The sequence below is a fragment of the Citrobacter sp. RHBSTW-00029 genome, assembly GCF_014104295.1.
Classification (GTDB): Bacteria; Pseudomonadota; Gammaproteobacteria; order Enterobacterales; family Enterobacteriaceae; genus Citrobacter; species Citrobacter youngae.
The window spans coordinates 4,313,924-4,332,070 of the sequence record NZ_JABXRT010000001.1 but is presented as its reverse complement, the minus strand read 5'-3'; the positions used below and the strand labels follow the sequence as shown (position 1 = coordinate 4,332,070).

Annotated in this window: 18 protein-coding genes; 10 read left to right on the top strand and 8 right to left on the bottom strand. The window is 53.3% G+C overall.

Translation table 11 applies throughout. The features are described from left to right. The first annotated feature begins 147 nt into the window (after window positions 1-147). The 6 genes from HV041_RS20945 (at window position 148) to trmL (ending at window position 6,444) form a co-directional block, all read left to right on the top strand. On the top strand, window positions 148-510 hold the full coding sequence (locus HV041_RS20945; protein WP_048213700.1) for a YibL family ribosome-associated protein: 363 nt from the start codon (window positions 148-150) through the stop codon (window positions 508-510). 262 nt (window positions 511-772) lie between these two features. Then, window positions 773-2,428 (top strand): L-lactate permease, encoded by a 1,656-nt coding sequence (lldP, locus tag HV041_RS20940; protein WP_121585207.1) that lies wholly within the window; start codon window positions 773-775, stop codon window positions 2,426-2,428. Further along, a complete protein-coding gene (gene lldR, locus HV041_RS20935; protein WP_048213701.1) occupies window positions 2,425-3,201 on the top strand; it encodes a transcriptional regulator LldR in 777 nt (258 codons plus the stop codon). The genes lldP and lldR overlap by 4 nt, the downstream gene beginning before the upstream one ends. Then, window positions 3,198-4,388, top strand: a complete 1,191-nt coding sequence (gene lldD, locus HV041_RS20930; protein ID WP_121585208.1) for an FMN-dependent L-lactate dehydrogenase LldD — start codon at window positions 3,198-3,200, stop codon at window positions 4,386-4,388. Before lldR ends, lldD begins: the two co-directional genes overlap by 4 nt. A gap of 195 nt (window positions 4,389-4,583) precedes the next feature. Further along, window positions 4,584-5,924: an aromatic acid/H+ symport family MFS transporter gene (locus HV041_RS20925; protein WP_121585209.1), complete on the top strand. Its 1,341-nt coding sequence runs from the start codon at window positions 4,584-4,586 to the stop codon at window positions 5,922-5,924. Window positions 5,925-5,970: 46 nt separating this feature from the next. Continuing rightward, a complete protein-coding gene (gene trmL / locus HV041_RS20920; protein ID WP_016151165.1) occupies window positions 5,971-6,444 on the top strand; it encodes a tRNA (uridine(34)/cytosine(34)/5-carboxymethylaminomethyluridine(34)-2'-O)-methyltransferase TrmL in 474 nt (157 codons plus the stop codon). A gap of 85 nt (window positions 6,445-6,529) precedes the next feature. On the opposite strand, the gene cysE is transcribed toward trmL, so the two are convergent. From cysE to HV041_RS20895, 5 genes are all read right to left on the bottom strand, one after another. Then, a complete protein-coding gene (gene cysE, locus HV041_RS20915) occupies window positions 6,530-7,351 on the bottom strand; it encodes a serine O-acetyltransferase (RefSeq protein WP_003024160.1) in 822 nt (273 codons plus the stop codon). 78 nt (window positions 7,352-7,429) lie between these two features. Beyond that, a complete protein-coding gene (gene gpsA, locus HV041_RS20910; RefSeq protein WP_003024157.1) occupies window positions 7,430-8,449 on the bottom strand; it encodes an NAD(P)H-dependent glycerol-3-phosphate dehydrogenase in 1,020 nt (339 codons plus the stop codon). Next, window positions 8,449-8,916 (bottom strand): protein-export chaperone SecB, encoded by a 468-nt coding sequence (gene secB / locus HV041_RS20905; protein WP_003024155.1) that lies wholly within the window; start codon window positions 8,914-8,916, stop codon window positions 8,449-8,451. The genes gpsA and secB overlap by 1 nt, the downstream gene beginning before the upstream one ends. A gap of 47 nt (window positions 8,917-8,963) precedes the next feature. Beyond that, window positions 8,964-9,215: a glutaredoxin 3 gene (grxC, locus tag HV041_RS20900; protein WP_003024152.1), complete on the bottom strand. Its 252-nt coding sequence runs from the start codon at window positions 9,213-9,215 to the stop codon at window positions 8,964-8,966. 51 nt (window positions 9,216-9,266) lie between these two features. Then, the gene (locus HV041_RS20895) at window positions 9,267-9,698 is read right to left on the bottom strand and encodes a rhodanese-like domain-containing protein (RefSeq protein WP_005120473.1); all 432 of its coding nucleotides are present in this window, start codon (window positions 9,696-9,698) and stop codon (window positions 9,267-9,269) included. A gap of 248 nt (window positions 9,699-9,946) precedes the next feature. On the opposite strand from HV041_RS20895, the gene gpmM reads away from it, so the two are divergent. The 3 genes from gpmM to HV041_RS20880 are packed head-to-tail and all read left to right on the top strand — an operon-like array spanning window position 9,947 to window position 13,759. After that, on the top strand, window positions 9,947-11,491 hold the full coding sequence (gene gpmM, locus HV041_RS20890) for a 2,3-bisphosphoglycerate-independent phosphoglycerate mutase (protein WP_121585514.1): 1,545 nt from the start codon (window positions 9,947-9,949) through the stop codon (window positions 11,489-11,491). Window positions 11,492-11,524: 33 nt separating this feature from the next. Further along, entirely contained in the window at window positions 11,525-12,784 is a 1,260-nt protein-coding gene (gene envC / locus HV041_RS20885; RefSeq protein WP_231591591.1) for a murein hydrolase activator EnvC, read from the top strand. A gap of 3 nt (window positions 12,785-12,787) precedes the next feature. Continuing rightward, the gene (locus HV041_RS20880; RefSeq protein ID WP_048213706.1) at window positions 12,788-13,759 is read left to right on the top strand and encodes a divergent polysaccharide deacetylase family protein; all 972 of its coding nucleotides are present in this window, start codon (window positions 12,788-12,790) and stop codon (window positions 13,757-13,759) included. On the opposite strand, the gene HV041_RS20875 is transcribed toward HV041_RS20880, so the two are convergent. Next, window positions 13,746-14,780 carry a glycosyltransferase gene (locus HV041_RS20875; RefSeq protein ID WP_048213707.1) on the bottom strand — a complete coding sequence of 345 codons (1,035 nt, stop codon included), beginning with the start codon at window positions 14,778-14,780 and terminating at the stop codon, window positions 13,746-13,748. The two genes, HV041_RS20880 and HV041_RS20875, sit on opposite strands and share 14 nt — an antisense overlap. Window positions 14,781-15,031: 251 nt before the next feature. Here HV041_RS20875 and rfaY point away from each other — a divergent pair, with 251 nt between their 5' ends. Then, window positions 15,032-15,718, top strand: a complete 687-nt coding sequence (gene rfaY, locus HV041_RS20870; protein WP_061066826.1) for a lipopolysaccharide core heptose(II) kinase RfaY — start codon at window positions 15,032-15,034, stop codon at window positions 15,716-15,718. Between the two features lie 67 nt (window positions 15,719-15,785). Here the strand turns inward: rfaY and tdh are convergent, their stop codons facing one another. Together tdh and kbl are read right to left on the bottom strand one after the other, a co-directional pair. Then, window positions 15,786-16,811, bottom strand: coding sequence for an L-threonine 3-dehydrogenase (gene tdh / locus HV041_RS20865; RefSeq protein WP_005120462.1), 1,026 nt, complete (start codon window positions 16,809-16,811; stop codon window positions 15,786-15,788). A gap of 9 nt (window positions 16,812-16,820) precedes the next feature. Beyond that, complete coding sequence (gene kbl, locus HV041_RS20860; RefSeq protein WP_061066827.1) at window positions 16,821-18,017, bottom strand: glycine C-acetyltransferase; 1,197 nt, start codon at window positions 18,015-18,017, stop codon at window positions 16,821-16,823. Between the last annotated feature and the right edge of the window lie 130 nt (window positions 18,018-18,147).

Here is an 18,147-nt window from a genome sequence, read left to right as displayed (position 1 = left end):
AAGTTCCTTATTAATCAAAAAAGTAGCACTACCATTAGCTTAATAATACTTGCGGCATTTGATTATTTATCTTCGATTAGTTGTGAATAATCCCGCTCTGCGCGCATACTATAGGATATTCATCCTATTTTTATCAGAAGCTATCCTATGAAAGAAGTCGAAAAAAACGAAATTAAACGCCTGAGCGATCGTCTTGACGCTATCCGCCACCAGCAGGCTGACCTGTCCCTGGTTGAAGCCGCCGACAAATATGCCGAGCTGGAGCAAGAGAAAGAAACTCTGGAAACTGAGATCGCACGACTGCGTGAAGTACACGGCCAGAAGCTGAGCAAAGAAGCACAAAAGCTCAGCAAACTCCCGTTCCGTCGTGCCATCACCAAAAAAGAACAGGCCGACATGGGCAAGCTGAAGAAGAGCGTGCGCGGCCTGATCGTCGTTCACCCGATGACCGAGCTTGGCCGTGAAATGGGCCTGAAAGAGATGACGGGCTTCGCGAAAAGCGAGTTCTAATCTGTCACCGGGCAACACTCGCTTGCCCGGTCCTTAGCTTCCCTTCGTAATTGGCCCTACCAATTTCAGTAAGATCCTACCAATACCTCACATTTCATTAAAATGTGCGTACAATACCGTTGCCAACAAATAACATTTGATTAACCATTCATTGTCATTACCCCTACACAACAATATTGGCAGGGCCACTTTTACACATAGTGTGACGAAGAGATGAGCACAGACTCATTGCATTATGTCAGCGGCCCCCAGGAGACCTGCAATGAATCTCTGGCAACAAAACTACGACCCGGCCGGTAACATCTGGCTTTCCAGTCTAATCGCATCGCTCCCCATCCTGTTCTTTTTCTTCGCCCTGATTAAGCTCAAGCTGAAAGGCTACGTTGCGGCGTCATGGACGGTGGTGATCGCTTTGTCGGTCGCCCTGCTGTTTTACAAAATGCCGGTCGATCACGCGCTGGCCTCCGTGGTGTACGGTTTCTTCTACGGTCTGTGGCCAATTGCCTGGATCATTATCGCCGCGGTATTCGTCTATAAAATCTCGGTAAAGACCGGGCAGTTCGACATCATCCGCTCCTCGATACTCTCGATTACCCCAGACCAGCGTCTGCAAATGATCATCGTGGGCTTCTGTTTTGGGGCGTTTCTGGAAGGTGCCGCTGGTTTTGGTGCGCCCGTCGCGATTACCGCTGCGCTGCTGGTTGGCCTCGGCTTTAACCCGCTGTATGCAGCAGGTTTGTGCCTGATCGTAAACACCGCGCCAGTCGCTTTTGGGGCAATGGGCATTCCGATTCTGGTTGCCGGTCAGGTCACCGGGCTGGACAGTTTTGAAATCGGCCAGATGGTGGGCCGCCAGTTGCCGTTCCTGACGATTATCGTACTGTTCTGGATCATGGCGATTATGGACGGCTGGCGCGGCGTGAAAGAGACCTGGCCTGCGGTGATGGTCGCTGGCGGCTCGTTTGCTATCGCGCAGTACCTCAGCTCTAACTTTATCGGGCCGGAACTGCCGGACATCATCTCTTCTCTGGTTTCTCTGGTCTGCCTGACGCTGTTCCTGAAACGCTGGCAGCCGGTGCGCATCTTCCGCTTTGGCGACATGGGCGCTTCCCAGGTCGATCAGACGCTGGCTCGCACCCGTTATACCGTTGGACAGGTGGTCCGCGCCTGGTCGCCATTCCTGTTCCTGACGGCAACGGTCACGCTGTGGAGCATCCCGCCGTTTAAAGCGCTGTTTGCCCCTGGCGGCGCGATGTACCACTGGGTGGTCAATATTCCGGTTCCGTTCCTCGACAAACTGGTAGCCCGCATGCCGCCGGTGGTACACGAAGCCACAGCCTACGCGGCGGTGTACAAGTTCGACTGGTTCTCGGCAACCGGTACCGCCATTCTGTTTGCCGCGCTGCTGTCTATCGTCTGGCTGAAAATGAAGCCGTCTGCCGCTCTGCAAACCTTTGGCAGCACGCTAAAAGAGCTGGCGCTGCCCATCTATTCCATCGGAATGGTGCTGGCATTCGCGTTTATCTCTAACTACTCCGGTCTTTCATCAACCCTGGCATTGGCTCTGGCGCACACCGGTAACGCCTTTACCTTCTTCTCGCCGTTCCTCGGCTGGCTGGGGGTATTCCTGACCGGTTCAGACACCTCATCAAACGCACTGTTCGCAGCCCTGCAGGCAACGGCAGCTCAGCAGATTGGCGTCTCCGATGTCCTGCTGGTTGCGGCGAATACCACCGGCGGCGTGACCGGTAAGATGATCTCCCCGCAGTCAATCGCCATCGCCTGTGCGGCCGTGGGGCTGGTGGGTAAAGAATCTGACCTGTTCCGCTTTACCGTGAAACACAGCCTGATTTTCACCTGTATGGTCGGTGTGATTACCACGCTGCAGGCCTATGTCTTAACCTGGATGATTCCATGATTGTGATGCCCAGACGCCTGTCAGACGAGGTCGCATCTCGTGTGCGGGCGCTGATTGAAGAACAACAGCTGGAGGCGGGCATGAAATTGCCCGCCGAGCGCCAGCTGGCCGTACAGCTCGGCGTATCCCGTAACTCACTGCGCGAGGCGTTAGCCAAGCTGGTAAGTGAAGGTGTGCTGATTAGCCGTCGTGGCGGCGGGACGTTTATCCGCTGGCAGCATGAAGCGTGGTCCGAACAAAACATTGTTCAGCCACTGAAAAGTCTGATGGCGGACGACCCTGATTACAGCTTCGATATTCTCGAAGCCCGCCACGCCATTGAGGCCAGCACCGCCTGGCACGCCGCCATGCGCGCCACAGCCGCCGACAAAGAGAAAATCAGGCTCTGTTTCGAGGCCACACAAAGTGAAGATCCGGATCTCGCTTCACAAGCAGACGTTCGCTTTCACCTTGCCATCGCTGAAGCCTCACACAACGTGGTGCTGCTACAGACCATGCGTGGTTTCTTCGACGTATTGCAGTCTTCGGTAAAACAGAGTCGCCAGCGTATGTACCTGGTGCCACCGGTGTTTTCACAGCTCACGGAACAACACCTTGCTGTGCTGGACGCGATTGTCGCCGGAGACGCCGATGGCGCGCGGAAGGCGATGATGGCGCACCTCAGTTTTGTCCATACCACCATTAAACGCTTTGATGAAGACCAGGCCCGCCAGGCGCGCATCACCCGTCTGCCCGGTGACCATAATGAAATTAGCAGGGAGAACAACACATGATTATTTCAGCAGCCAGCGATTATCGCGCCGCAGCCCAGCGCATTCTGCCCCCTTTCCTGTTCCACTACATTGACGGTGGCGCGTACGCGGAGCATACCCTGCGCCGTAACGTGGAAGATTTATCAGAGGTGGCACTCCGCCAGCGCGTGCTGAAGAACATGTCAGATCTCAGTCTGGAAACCACCCTGTTTAACGAAAAACTGTCGATGCCGGTGGCCCTCGCGCCTGTCGGTTTATGCGGCATGTATGCACGCCGGGGCGAAGTTCAGGCCGCCGCCGCCGCTGATGCCAAAGGCATTCCGTTTACGCTTTCGACGGTATCCGTCTGCCCAATTGAAGAAGTCGCCCCGACCATCAGGCGTCCAATGTGGTTCCAGCTGTATGTCCTGCGCGATCGCGGCTTTATGCGTAACGCCCTGGAGCGAGCCAAAGCGGCGGGCTGCTCCACGCTGGTCTTTACCGTCGATATGCCCACACCTGGCGCACGCTACCGTGACGCCCATTCCGGGATGAGCGGCCCAAATGCCGCACTGCGCCGCTACTGGCAGGCAGTCACCCATCCACAGTGGGCATGGGACGTTGGCCTGAACGGTCGCCCGCATGATTTAGGCAATATCTCGACCTATCTTGGCAAACCCACCGGCCTTGAAGACTACATCGGCTGGCTGGCGAATAACTTCGATCCGTCCATCTCCTGGAAAGACCTCGAGTGGATCCGCGAATTTTGGGATGGTCCGATGGTGATCAAAGGGATCCTCGATCCTGAGGATGCTCGCGACGCCGTACGCTTTGGCGCCGACGGCATCGTTGTCTCTAACCACGGTGGGCGCCAGTTAGATGGCGTGCTGTCTTCAGCCCGCGCGCTGCCCGCCATTGCCGATGCGGTAAAAGGCGATATCGCGATTCTGGCAGACAGCGGGATCCGCAACGGTCTGGACGTCGTACGCATGATTGCGCTGGGTGCGGATAGCGTACTGCTGGGCCGTGCTTATCTGTACGCGCTGGCAACCCACGGTCAGGCCGGTGTGGCGAATCTGCTGAATCTGATCGAGAAAGAGATGAAGGTGGCAATGACCCTGACCGGTGCAAAATCGATTAGCGAAATCAGTCATGATTCGCTGGTACAAGAACTGGGAAAAAGCCTGCCTGCTGCGCTGGCACCTCTGGTTCAGGGTAGCGCGGCGTAACAATATCCCCATAAAACCCACTTTCTGCATGGTCGGTCTGTTCTCAGCCCGGCCATTTTTTATCCAAAAATAACGACCAGTTAACATTTATAACCAATATATTTGACAACTTTTTATCCACCTGCCAGATGTATATACAAGCTAATACAAGGGCGAAATATACAGATAACAACCATCATAACGGGCGAGGGTAACATGGCTTATTCCGGAAAAGTGAATATCCAGCAGGCGATAGATGACAGTCCTTTTTCGCGCTTCCACTGGGTCATTATTGTCCTGGGTTTTCTGGTCCTGGCCATCGACGGCTTCGATACGGCGGCTATGGGCTATATTGCGCCCACGCTCTCAGCCGACTGGGGCATCAAGAAGCAGGACCTTGGACCGGTGTTAAGCGCCGCGCTATTGGGCCTGTCATTTGGTGCACTGCTGGCCGGGCCGATTTCCGATCGTTTGGGCCGTAAGCGCGTGCTGGTCTTTTCCTGTCTGTTCTTTGGCCTCGCCAGTCTGGGAACCGCGTATGCTCAGACGCTGAATATGCTCACATTTTGGCGCTTTCTCACCGGCCTGGGCCTTGGCGCGGCAATGCCCAATGCCATCACCCTGGTCTCAGAATTTGCACCAAAACGCTGTCGTTCAATGGCAATTAACACCATGTACTGCGGCTTTCCGTTAGGGGCTGCGGGCGGCGGGGTGATCTCCTCCTGGCTTATCCCCAACTACGGCTGGCACAGCGTCCTGCTTGCCGGCGCGATCGCCCCGCTGGCTCTTACCGTACTGTTGGTACTGTTCCTGCCGGAATCGGTTAAGTATCTGGTTCATCGCGGTAAAGGGGTAGCACAGGTTAAACGCATTGCTCAACGCTTTATGTCGGGAAGTCTGGAGCAGGTTACCCAGTTTTATCTGGATGAAGACCGTGTCACGGTCAAAAAAGGCAGCGTGGCACAGCTATTCAGTATGCCCTGGCTGCCGGGCACGCTGATGCTCTGGATGACCTACTTTATGGGATTGGTTATCTATTACGTGCTGTTGAGCTGGATGCCAACGCTGATGCTGGGAATGGGCTATCCGCTGGCCGAATCCGCCTGGCTGACGTCGCTATTTACCTTCGGCGGTACCGCAGGGATCCTGCTGGCCGGTTGGTTAATGGATCGCTGGGAAGCGCATAAAGTGGTGTCACTCGGCTTTATTCTGACGATGCTGTTTGCCCTCGCTCTCGGGTTTGAACATAACCACATCATCCTGTTCGGCGCGCTGATCTTCCTGATGGGAATTACCATGAACGGCGCGCAGTCCGGACTGCAGACGCTAGCCGCCACGTTTTATCCGACCCACTGTCGCGCGACGGGCATTGCCTGGATGCAGGGCGTGGGTCGCTTCGGTGGCGTAGCCGGAACGATGATGAGCGCCCAGCTGCTTTCCCTGCAATGGCAGGCAGACAGTATATTAATGTTCCTCAGCCTTCCGGCGCTGATTGCGGCTGCCGCAACGATTTACAAACTGCAACGCTATAAACCGCACGCGCTGACCGTCGCATAGTACCCGCTCTTTCTGCTATTCTGCCCCCCGTTATCAAGGGGGCAGTATGCTTAACATCGTTTTATTCGAACCAGAAATCCCGCCAAATACCGGCAATATTATCCGTCTTTGCGCCAACACCGGCTTTCGTCTGCATATTATTGAGCCAATGGGCTTTACCTGGGACGACAAGCGCCTGCGTCGCGCGGGGCTGGATTACCATGAGTTTACCGCCGTGCTGCGCCACCCTGATTACGCCAGCTTCGTCGCCGCAGAAAATCCGCAACGTCTGTTTGCCCTGACCACCAAAGGTACGCCAGCGCATAGCGCAGTAAGCTATCAGGATGGGGATTATCTGATGTTTGGCCCGGAAACTCGCGGTCTGCCATCCAGCATCCTCGACGCGCTGCCAGCCGAACAAAAAATTCGAATTCCGATGATGCCGGACAGTCGCAGCATGAACCTGTCAAATGCGGTGTCAGTGGTGGTGTATGAGGCCTGGCGCCAGTTGGGGTATCCTGGCGCGGTATTGCGTAGTTGATTTTTGTCGGATGCGGCTGACGCCTTATTCGACCTACGAGGTTTGTAGGCCCGGTAAGCACTGCGCCGCCGGGCATAGCTCGAAATCAGATGCCATCGCCGTATTCGAAAGTATGATGTATCCCGTTGAAATGCTGATCCATATCCATAGATGGCTTATCGCTGTCAGGCTTGCCGACGATGCGCGCCGGAACGCCTGCGGCGGTTGTATGCGGGGGTACCGGCTGTAAAACGACGGAACCTGCGCCAATCTTCGCGCCACGCCCGACTTCAATGTTGCCGAGAATTTTTGCTCCCGCGCCAATCATCACGCCTTCACGAATTTTCGGATGACGGTCGCCGCCTGCTTTACCGGTCCCGCCAAGCGTGACGGATTGCAGAATAGAGACGTCGTTTTCAATTACCGCCGTTTCGCCCACTACAATACCTGTAGCGTGGTCGAGCATAATACCGCGACCAATTTTTGCCGCCGGATGGATGTCCACCTGGAAGGTAACAGAGACCTGATTTTGCAGGAAGATCGCCAATGCCTGACGCCCCTGATGCCATAGCCAGTGGCCGATGCGGTAGGCCTGAAGCGCGTGAAAGCCCTTCAGATAAAGAAGTGGGGTGGAATATTTATCGACGGCCGGGTCACGCGTGCGTACCGCCTGAATATCGCAAGCCGCCGAGGCAATCATTTCAGGATCGGCCGCGTAGGCCTCTTCCACGACTTCGCGAATCGCAATAGCAGGCATGATCGGAGAAGCGAGTTTATTCGCCAGCATATAGCTCAGCGCACTGCCGAGGTTTTCATGCTTGAGCAGCGTTGCGTGGTAAAAACTGGCCAGCATTGGCTCACATTCCGCCAGTGCCCGGGCTTCCGCTTTAATGTTTTTCCAGACGATATCCAGTTCTTCACACGGCATTGCGTACTCCAGAAGGTAGCAAAACGACCAACCCGTTCTACGCGGGTCGGGTCGTTAGATTGAAACGGTTCCTTACGGCTAGTGGCTGCTTCGCTCGTCCTTGCGCGCACGACCTAATAACGTCAATGCTGCCTCGCGCGCATTTTTTCCGCAATACAATACTTGATAAATTTCCTCGGTTATTGGCATCTCGACACCAAAACGGTGCGCCAATTCACGAACTTCTTTCGTATTGCGGTAGCCTTCAACCACCTGACCAATCTTGTCCTGCGCGCCCTGCACGTCCATACCCTGGCCGAGCATCATGCCAAAACGACGGTTACGCGACTGGTTGTCGGTACAGGTCAGCACCAGATCGCCTAAACCCGCCATCCCCATAAAGGTGGCAGGATCGGCACCCAGCGCCGCGCCAAGGCGAGACATTTCGGTAAGCCCACGGGTGATCAATGCCGTTCGTGCGTTTGCACCAAAGCCGATGCCGTCAGACATCCCCGCGCCAATCGCAATCACGTTTTTCACCGCGCCGCCAAGCTGCACGCCAATGAAATCCGGGTTGCTGTAGACGCGGAAGCTTTTGCCGCAGTGCAGCAACTGCTGGAGATCGTCAGCAAAGGCGTCGTCCGTCGAGGCCAGAGAAATCGCCGTCGGCATGCCCGCCGCCAGCTCTTTGGCGAACGTCGGACCGGAGATGACTGCCAGCGGGATAGAATCACCCAGCGCTTCGCGCGCAACGTCCTGCAGCAGACGCCCTGTTTCCGCTTCCAGACCTTTTGTCGCCCAGACCAGCCGCGCGTCAGGACGCATCAGCGGTTTGATATTACGCAGCACTTCGCCAAAGACATGGCTCGGCACCACCACCAGAATATTACGACTGGCGGCCAGCGCAGTGGCTAAATCACTTTCCAGGCGCAGCGTTTCGGGAAAAGGCACATCAGGGAGGAACGCGACGTTGCAGCGATCGTGCTCAAGGGTCGCGATATGTTTCGGATCATGGCCCCACAGGACAACCTGATGGCCATTTCTTGCCAGGGTGATGGCAAGAGCGGTGCCGTACGAGCCGGCACCAATCACAGTCATTGAAGCATTACTTTGGTTCATCAGGCATCCTGATGTTCTTCAGTACCTTCACCAGCCTGCTGCTGTAAATAGTTCATGAACAGCGCATCAAAGTTGACCGGCGCAAGGTTCAGTTGCGGGAATGTACCGCGTGAAACCAGGCTGGTGATGCATTCGCGGGCATACGGGAACAGAATGTTCGGGCAGTATGCGCCAAGGCAATGCGCCATCTGAGTCCCTTCAATACCACTGATGGAGAAAATACCGCCCTGCTGAACTTCGCACAGAAACGCAGTTTCTTCACCCAGAGAAGCCGTTACGGTGACACGCAGCACTACTTCATACACATCATCTGCCAGTTGGGTAGATGCGGTATCTAGATCCAGTTTAACCTCTGGCTGCCAATCTTTCTGGAAAACATGCGGTGCATTTGGCGCTTCGAAAGACACATCCTTGGTATAAATACGTTGGATCTGGAAAGCCATTTCAGTGTTATTTTGTTCTGACATGTTGAGAAAACCCTTTAGTGTTGTCCTTTAAATACTATCCGTACGCCTTAACGCAGCAGGGGATCCAGTCCACCACGCGCATCCAACGCATACAAGTCGTCACAACCACCAATGTGCTGTGCATCAATAAAAATCTGCGGAACCGTTGTACGGCCACTGCGCTTGATCATCTCTTCACGCTTCACGGCATCGCCGTCAATCGGAAGTTCCTGGAAACTCACACCCTTACTGTTCAACAGCGCCTTTGCGCGATGGCAAAACGGGCAGGTTGCTTTGGTATAGATCTCAATATTGGCCATGACTTATCTCCAGTGTTCTTTTACCCAGCGGTACGAAAGAAGACGGGTAAATTACTTGCCGCGAACCAGTGGCAGATTCTCGCCACTCCAGCCCGCTACGCCGTCTTTCAGTACAGATACCTGCTCAAAACCGGCTTTAATCAGCGCAGTTGCTGAATCCTGGCACTGCATACCAGAGCCATCAACCACAATAACAGGTTTGTTTTTGTGTTTTTCCAGCTCGCCAAAATTGTTGGCTTTGATTTCGCTCGGCAGCAGGTTCGTGGAGCCTGCGATATGACCTTTGCGGAAGTCGTCGCGCTGACGTAAATCAACAATCACCGCATCTTCTTTATTGATGAGACGTGTCGCTTCGCCGCGTGTAATTACCTTCACTTTTGAGGTCAGGCTCTTAAACGTGGTAAACAATACCGCCGCCAGTAACGCAATCCAGGCGATACTCAAGACAGGGTGGCGGCTAACAAATTGCATAATTTCTTGCATGGGGGGTAACAACTCCCGACTCAGTGATTAAAAAACCAGGAAAGGAGTATACCTGCGCGTTGGCGCAAATACAGCCAGAGCGTGCATTGGATTGCATTTTTGCGGGGCGCTACGGAAAAAAAAATGTAAATCAGTGTTCCCCCTGGCACGCGATCCCTCATTATTTGATCTTCTGGGGCTACTTTATCGATTCAGCTGTAGTAAAATTACGCAATTATTTTTTATCTATTAAGTGTGAGGTTGTCGCAATGTCGGTTTCTAAAAAACCTATGGTACTGGTGATTCTGGATGGCTACGGCTATCGCGAAGACAGCCAGGATAACGCCATTTTTAGTGCTAAAACCCCGGTAATGGATGCGCTGTGGGCAAAACGTCCGCATACCCTGATTGATGCGTCTGGCCTGGAAGTCGGCCTGCCCGATCGCCAGATGGGCAACTCCGAAGTGGGTCACGTCAACCTGGGCGCGGGCCGTATCGTGTATCAGGATCTGACCCGTCTGGATGTGGAAATTAAAGAACGTACTTTCTTCGCTAACCCAGTGCTGACCGCCGCAGTTGATCAGGCAAAAAATAGCGGCAAAGCGGTACACATCATGGGTCTGCTGTCTGCCGGTGGCGTACACAGCCACGAAGATCACATCATGGCGATGGTAGAAATGGCCGCTGAACGCGGTGCTGAGAAAATCTATCTGCACGCTTTCCTTGATGGTCGTGATACCCCGCCGCGCAGCGCTGAACATTCACTGCAGAAATTCGAAGAGAAATTTGCCGCGCTGGGCAAAGGCCGCGTAGCGTCCATTATCGGTCGTTACTACGCTATGGACCGCGACAACCGTTGGGATCGCGTGGAACAGGCTTACGATCTGATGACGCTGGCGAAGGGCGAGTTCCAGTTCGCTACGGCGGTTGAAGGCCTGCAGGCTGCTTATGCCCGCGATGAAAACGACGAATTCGTCAAAGCGACCGTGATCCGTGCCGAAGGTCAGGCAGATGCAGCTATGGAAGATGGTGATACGCTGATTTTCATGAACTTCCGTGCTGACCGTGCGCGTGAAATTACCCGTGCGTTTGTTAACGCTGACTTCGACGGCTTCGCCCGTAAGAAAGTCGTTAACCTCAACTTTGTGATGCTGACCGAATACGCGGCAGACATCAAAACTGCGGTGGCTTACCCACCTGCGTCTCTGGCTAACACCCTTGGCGAGTGGATGGCGAAGAATGACAAAACGCAGTTGCGTATTTCCGAAACCGAAAAATACGCGCACGTAACCTTCTTCTTTAACGGCGGCGTAGAAGAGCCGTTCAAAGGCGAAGACCGTATTCTGATCAACTCGCCAAAAGTCGCCACCTACGATCTGCAGCCGGAAATGAGCTCCGCAGAGCTGACCGAAAAACTGGTTGCGGCGATTGAGGGCGGGAAATACGACACCATCATTTGTAACTACCCGAACGGCGACATGGTCGGCCATACCGGGGTGATGGAAGCAGCGGTTAAAGCGGTTGAAGCGCTGGATCACTGCGTTGAGCAGGTGGCTAAAGCGGTTGAATCCGTTGGCGGCCAGCTGCTGATCACCGCTGACCACGGGAACGCAGAGCAAATGCGCGATCCGTCCACCGGTCAGGCGCATACCGCGCACACCAACCTGCCGGTTCCACTGATTTATGTCGGTGGTAAAAACGTCAAAGCAGTTGAAGGTGGCAAACTTTCTGATATCGCCCCGACCATGCTGACGCTGATGGGTATGGAAATCCCGCAAGAGATGACTGGTAAGCCGCTGTTCATCGTGGAATAATCCCTCCCCATGAGGGGAAAGGCGATTAATACCATCACTCGGGCCGTGAAACTGCGTAAGTTTTCAGTCAGGCCCTTGTTCTACGCCAGCGCGCTTAGCGCTGGCGTATTGTTGTGCGCCTTTTCCGCCCATGCGGACGAGCGCGATCAGCTCAAATCCATTCAGGCCGATATCGCGGCAAAAGAACGCGCGGTACGCCAACAGCAACAACAACGCGCCACCCTCCTTGCTCAGCTTAAAGCTCAGGAACAGGCTATCGCCGTTGCCGCAAGGCAGCTACGCGAAACGCAAAACTCCCTGGCACAGCTGAATGCGCAAATCGCTGAGATGAATGCCGCACTCGCGAAGCTGGAAAAGCAGCGGGCAGCGCAAGAGCGCAGTCTGGCAGCTCAGTTGGATGCTGCGTTTCGCCAGGGTGAACATACTGGTATTCAGCTCATCCTCAGCGGTGAAGAGACTCAGCGCGGGCAACGCCTGCAGGCCTATTTCGGCTATCTGAACCAGGCGCGCCAGGAGACTATCGCACAGCTGAAGCAAACCCGCGAAGAGGTCGACTCGCAGAAAGCCGAGCTGGAAGATAAGCAAAGCGAACAGCAGACGCTGCTGTACGAACAGCGTGCACAGCAGGCGAAACTGGAGCAGGCGCGTAATGAACGCCAGAAAACGCTCGCGGGTCTGGAGTCGTCGATTCAACAAGGTCAGCAGCAGTTAGGCGAGATGCGCGCCAACGAATCCCGCCTGCGCAACAGTATTGCTCGCGCCGAAGCCGCCGCGAAAGCCCGCGCAGAGCGTGAAGCACGTGAGGCGCAGGCCGTACGTGATAAGCAACAGGAAGCATCACGCAAAGGCTCGACCTATAAGCCAACCGAAAGCGAGAAATCACTGATGTCTCGTACCGGCGGGTTAGGTTCACCACGCGGTCAGGCGTTCTGGCCCGTTCGTGGTCCAACGCTGCATCGCTATGGCGAACAGCTGCAGGGTGAGCTACGTTGGAAGGGGATGGTTATTGGCGCATCCGAAGGCACCGAAGTTAAAGCCATTGCCGATGGTCGCGTCATTCTGGCGGACTGGTTGCAGGGCTATGGCCTGGTGGTCGTCGTTGAGCACGGTAAAGGCGATATGAGCCTCTACGGTTATAACCAGAGCGCGCTGGTCAGCGTCGGTACGCAGGTTCGCGCCGGGCAGCCTATTGCACTTGTGGGTAGCAGCGGCGGTCAGGGCAGGCCGGCGCTCTATTTCGAAATTCGTCGCCAGGGTCAGGCGGTCAATCCACAGCCGTGGTTGGGAAGATAAGTTTTGCCTCAGTTTCGTCGTACTTTGCTCTCACTCGCCAGCCTGCTGGCATTCGCAACACCTGTTTTCGCCGGCAAACTTGCTATCGTTATTGATGATTTCGGCTACCGTCCGCACACAGAAAATCAGGTGCTGGCAATGCCTTCCACTGTCTCTGTTGCCGTTCTGCCAAACGCGCCACATGCGCGTGAAATGGCGACTAAAGCGCATAACAGTGGACATGAAGTGTTGATCCATCTGCCGATGGCCCCACTGAGCAAGCAACCGCTGGAAAAAGACACGTTACGCCCGGAGATGAGCAGCGAAGAAATTGAACGGATTATTCGCGACGCGGTAAGCAAAGTGCCGTATGCAGTGGGACTGAATAATCACATGGGGAGTGCGATGACGTCCAGCCTGTTCGGCATGCAGAAGGTGATGCAAGCTCTGGAACGCTACGACCTCTACTTCCTCGACAGTATGACCATCGGCAACAGCCAGGCCATGCGCGCGGCGGCAGGAACCGGAGTGAAGGTCATCAAACGCAAAGTCTTCCTCGACGATACACAAAACGAAGCGGATATTCGCCGTCAGTTTAATCGTGCAGTCGATCTTGCTCGCCGTAACGGGTCAGCGATTGCCATCGGGCACCCCCACCCTTCTACGGTACGAGTGTTGCAGCAGATGCTGTATAGCCTGCCAGCCGATATTACGCTGGTTCGTCCGAGCAGCCTGCTTAATGAGCCGCAGGTAGATACTTCCAGACCTAATCTCACTCCACCGAGAAACGGTACGCCAGATGCGCCGCGTAATCCTTTCCGTGGGGTGAAGCTGTGCAAACCGAAACAACCTCTGGAGCCGGTTTACGCCAGCCGATTCTTTAGCGTGCTAGGAGAAAGCATCACACAAAGCACGCTGGTGCAGTATATGAGACTGCAGTGGCAAGGCTGGGGGAACACATCTTCCCCCAGCACCATGAACGCTAACGTAGATTAAGCGCTTTTCGGGCAATACGCGAAGGCGTTGATTTTTTATCGCGCCATTTCCATAGACGGAATGACCATAGCAGTGCCTGGTACAATACTTTGGCACTGCGGACGTTAGTTATCATGCGCTTATACATACCAGAGACAAAAATCTCTGCGATCATACGCTGACGAATATGCACATCCTGTTCTTTACGGACTGCATGGCATACGCGCAACGCTTCATAGGTAACTTGCTGATGAAATTCCGGATAAATAGTAATCCGATCGGCATATTCACGATTCAACCTATCCAATAACCGCGTAATTTTAATATAGTGCCGCTGGTAGTTGAGATTTTTTAAACCTTGTCGTTTAAGACGGCTGATTGATTGATCATGTAAGAAGTATTTATATAAAGATTGCTCGGTATATCGCACTCGTACAGCGTTAAACATAAACTCCGTCGTCCAGACAATATCCTGGTGATGTAACCCCGGAATAAATGTTATTTTATTTTTCTCAATAACATCCCGGCGATAAATTCCCATCCAGACCACATGTGTCCAGCGGCGTGAAGCCAACGCCATACGTAACCAGTCAGGGCCGGTCAACACCCCCGTAGACCGAAGACGATCCGTCGGTATTGATTGCCAGGTGTGCCCCGTTTCAAGAATGCACCAGTCGGAATTACACTGAGCTAAATCCAGGTCATCCTGAATTGCCATGGTCATCAGGGTTTCGTACATATTGGGATAAACCAGGTCATCGGCATCGACAAATGCAACATAATCCCCTTTGGCCGCTTCCAGGCCACGGTTACGCGCTACGGATGCCCCTGCGTTAGCCTGATGCAACAACCGTACATGGGGATAGTTATCCGCATAATGTTGTGCAATATCAACAGAGTTATCCGTTGAACCATCATTCACAATGATGATCTCTAGCGCAGTCCATGTCTGTGCGATCAAAGATTCCATGCAATCCCGAAAACTATCACCCACGTTATATAACGGAATAATAACACTCAACATATTTGTGCAGTTTCTCATCAGCTAACTAACCCAGGTTTGTCATTACGCTGATGACTTTTACTACAGTTTCATTAAGGAATTATTAAGGTTAGAACGTATTTATGGGCAGAAACGCTGCAGCGAAAGCGTCCGGTTTGAGAAAGATGCCCTGCTACACCTGCGTTCAGCAGGTTGATGATAGCTCAGATCGTCTACATATTGAGGTACACAACCTGTATACTCTATCCCTATGAATTAACGTACTCTATAGGCTGATATTGAGGGAAAAGATGGCCATCAGTAAGACACACGAAAAAGGTTTTACGGTCTATTGCAAAGAGACCAGAAAAGACCTTAAGTCACTGATGAATAAATACATCAAAAAAGAAATCAGTGGCAAACCGCTGAGCAGTGGTAACGCATTGCGCAGCGTGGAGTTGGTCGAGTACAACTCACAAAAATTTATCATCAAAAACGACCGTGAAGTTGATCCACGATTTGAGAAAAAATTACAGAACTTTACCTCCGGCCCTTTCTATTCCCGGCTGATCAGGAAGCTGGACAGGCTCCCGCCGGAAATGCGCATCTGTACTGCCGATCTCTACTATGCTGCTGAGAAAACACGTTTTCGCCAGTGCCATGATGTTTATACTATTCATGAATATATTGAAGGGGTTCCTTTAAGGGAAATTAACCAGCAGAATGCTGACGAGGTAAAGCAATGCGTACTGCGTCTTCACAAGGCCGGACTGGCATCAAATGACATTCACCCAGGGAATTTCATTCGCACACCAACGGGTGAGTTAAGGATTATTGACCTGTCCTGCAAGGGAAATATGAAGGTCTGCCAGGCAAATGACATTCTGGCATTACAACGAAAATATAATATTAACGTTAAAGGCAGAGGGTTAATTTATAAACTCATCCTGCTTAAAGAAAATATAAGATCGTTATCCAGAAAGATCCGCGGAAAATAAAATCTATGGTTTATGCGGCCAGATAGCGATATCTGGCCGTAATTAACATTGAATGCACCTTGCGCATTCAATCCCAGCTCAGGATCACTTTCCCTGACTGGCCTGAACGCATCGCGTCAAAGCCCTGCTGGAATTCATCGATGGAGAATCGATGGGTGATGATCGGCGACAAATCCAGACCAGACTGGATCAGTGCAGCCATTTTGTACCATGTCTCAAACATCTCACGACCGTAGATACCTTTAATAAACAGTCCTTTAAAGATAACTTTCGTCCAGTCGATGGACATATCAGATGGCGGAATACCCAGCATAGCAATACGGCCACCGTGATTCATGGTGTCCAGCATGGTGCGGAACGCTGGCGGCGCCCCAGACATTTCCAGACCCACATCGAACCCTTCGGTCATCCCCAGCTCGGCCATCACGTCGGTCAGGTTCTCTTTCGAGACGTTGACTGCGCGGGTAATGCCCATTTTACGCGCCAGCTCCAGACGGTACTCATTAACATCTGTAATCACTACGTGGCGAGCACCAACGTGCTTCGCTACCGCTGCAGCCATAATGCCAATCGGACCCGCACCGGAAACCAGCACATCTTCGCCAACCAAATCAAACGACAGCGCCGTGTGTACCGCGTTACCGAATGGATCGAAGATGGAAGCTAAATCATCGGAGATATTGTCCGGGATTTTAAAGGCGTTAAACGCCGGGATCACCAGATATTGTGCAAAACAGCCTGGACGGTTTACGCCGACACCGGTGGTATTGCGGCACAGGTGAGTACGGCCACCGCGGCAGTTACGGCAATGTCCGCAGGTAATGTGGCCTTCACCGGAAACGCGATCGCCGATTTTGAAGCCTTTAACTTCCTGGCCGATGCCAACAACTTCACCGACATATTCATGCCCTACAACCATTGGAACCGGGATGGTTTTTTGCGACCATTCATCCCAGTTATAAATGTGAACGTCAGTCCCGCAGATGGCTGTTTTACGGATTTTAATCAGCAAATCGTTATGGCCGACTTCCGGTTCAGGAACGTCGGTCATCCAAATGCCTTCTTCCGCTTTCAGTTTGGATAACGCTTTCATTTCACATCCTCAGGCAATAACGCCCAGTTGTTTACCAATGCGTGTGAACGCGTCGACTGCACGCGTAATCTGCTCAGGGGTATGTGCCGCAGACATCTGGGTACGAATACGCGCCTGGCCTTTTGGAACCACCGGATAGAAGAATCCGGTAACGTAAATCCCCTCTTTTTGCAGTTCGCGGGCAAACGCCTGCGCAACAACCGCATCACCCAGCATTACCGGAATAATCGCGTGATCGGCCCCTGCCAGCGTGAAGCCTGCTGCGGACATTTGCTCACGGAATTGACGCGCATTCGCCCACAGACGATCGCGCAGGTCGCTACCCGCCTCAACCATCTCCAGCACCTTAATGGAAGCAGCAACAATTGCCGGAGCCAGTGAGTTAGAGAACAAATACGGACGGGAACGTTGACGCAGCCACTCAACAACTTCTTTACGTGCCGCAGTGTAACCACCAGATGCGCCGCCGAGTGCTTTGCCCAGCGTGCCGGTGATGATGTCCACACGACCCATCACGTCACAGTATTCATGGGAGCCACGACCATTTTCACCGACAAAACCGACGGCATGGGAATCATCAACCATGACCAGCGCATCATATTTGTCTGCCAGATCGCATACGCCTTTCAGGTTAGCGATAACGCCGTCCATAGAGAACACGCCATCGGTGGCGATCAATACGTGGCGGGCGCCTGCTTCACGCGCTTCTTTCAGACGCGCTTCCAGTTCCTGCATATCGTTGTTGGCGTAGCGGAAACGCTTCGCTTTACACAGACGAACGCCATCAATGATAGAAGCGTGGTTCAGAGCATCAGAGATAATGGCATCTTCTGCTCCCAGCAGCGTTTCGAACAGGCCGCCGTTGGCGTCAAAGCAAGAAGAGTAAAGAATGGCATCTTCCATACCGAGGAATGCCGCCAGTTTTTGCTCCAGTTGCTTATGGGTGTCCTGAGTGCCACAAATAAAGCGCACCGAGGCCATACCAAATCCGTGAGAATCCATACCCGCTTTTGCCGCTGCAATCAGTTCCGGGTGGTTAGCCAGCCCTAAGTAGTTGTTCGCACAAAAGTTAATAACATGGCTTCCGTCAGCCACGGTGATATCAGCCTGCTGAGCAGACGTAATAATGCGCTCTTCTTTAAACAACCCCTCCGCGCGTGCGGTTTCCAGATCGTTCGTTAACTGCTTATAAAAATTCCCACGCATTGCAATTCTCCAGACTGGGCAAATTTCAGCACATATTACCCAATGCTATTGGTTTGTACGAGATGACTCATCATGACTTGTCTAAAATGCAGCATAAATCACGTGTACCCACATAACCTTTCAGGAATGA

Coding starts and splice junctions, on each gene's coding strand:
- HV041_RS20945 (WP_048213700.1), top strand. CDS start 148: ATGAAAGAAGTCGAAAAAAACGAAATTAAACGCCTGAGCGATCGTCTT.
- lldP (WP_121585207.1), top strand. CDS start 773: ATGAATCTCTGGCAACAAAACTACGACCCGGCCGGTAACATCTGGCTT.
- lldR (WP_048213701.1), top strand. CDS start 2,425: ATGATTGTGATGCCCAGACGCCTGTCAGACGAGGTCGCATCTCGTGTG.
- lldD (WP_121585208.1), top strand. CDS start 3,198: ATGATTATTTCAGCAGCCAGCGATTATCGCGCCGCAGCCCAGCGCATT.
- HV041_RS20925 (WP_121585209.1), top strand. CDS start 4,584: ATGGCTTATTCCGGAAAAGTGAATATCCAGCAGGCGATAGATGACAGT.
- trmL (WP_016151165.1), top strand. CDS start 5,971: ATGCTTAACATCGTTTTATTCGAACCAGAAATCCCGCCAAATACCGGC.
- cysE (WP_003024160.1), bottom strand. CDS start 7,351: ATGCCGTGTGAAGAACTGGATATCGTCTGGAAAAACATTAAAGCGGAA.
- gpsA (WP_003024157.1), bottom strand. CDS start 8,449: ATGAACCAAAGTAATGCTTCAATGACTGTGATTGGTGCCGGCTCGTAC.
- secB (WP_003024155.1), bottom strand. CDS start 8,916: ATGTCAGAACAAAATAACACTGAAATGGCTTTCCAGATCCAACGTATT.
- grxC (WP_003024152.1), bottom strand. CDS start 9,215: ATGGCCAATATTGAGATCTATACCAAAGCAACCTGCCCGTTTTGCCAT.
- HV041_RS20895 (WP_005120473.1), bottom strand. CDS start 9,698: ATGCAAGAAATTATGCAATTTGTTAGCCGCCACCCTGTCTTGAGTATC.
- gpmM (WP_121585514.1), top strand. CDS start 9,947: ATGTCGGTTTCTAAAAAACCTATGGTACTGGTGATTCTGGATGGCTAC.
- HV041_RS20875 (WP_048213707.1), bottom strand. CDS start 14,780: ATGAGAAACTGCACAAATATGTTGAGTGTTATTATTCCGTTATATAAC.
- rfaY (WP_061066826.1), top strand. CDS start 15,032: ATGGCCATCAGTAAGACACACGAAAAAGGTTTTACGGTCTATTGCAAA.
- tdh (WP_005120462.1), bottom strand. CDS start 16,811: ATGAAAGCGTTATCCAAACTGAAAGCGGAAGAAGGCATTTGGATGACC.
- kbl (WP_061066827.1), bottom strand. CDS start 18,017: ATGCGTGGGAATTTTTATAAGCAGTTAACGAACGATCTGGAAACCGCA.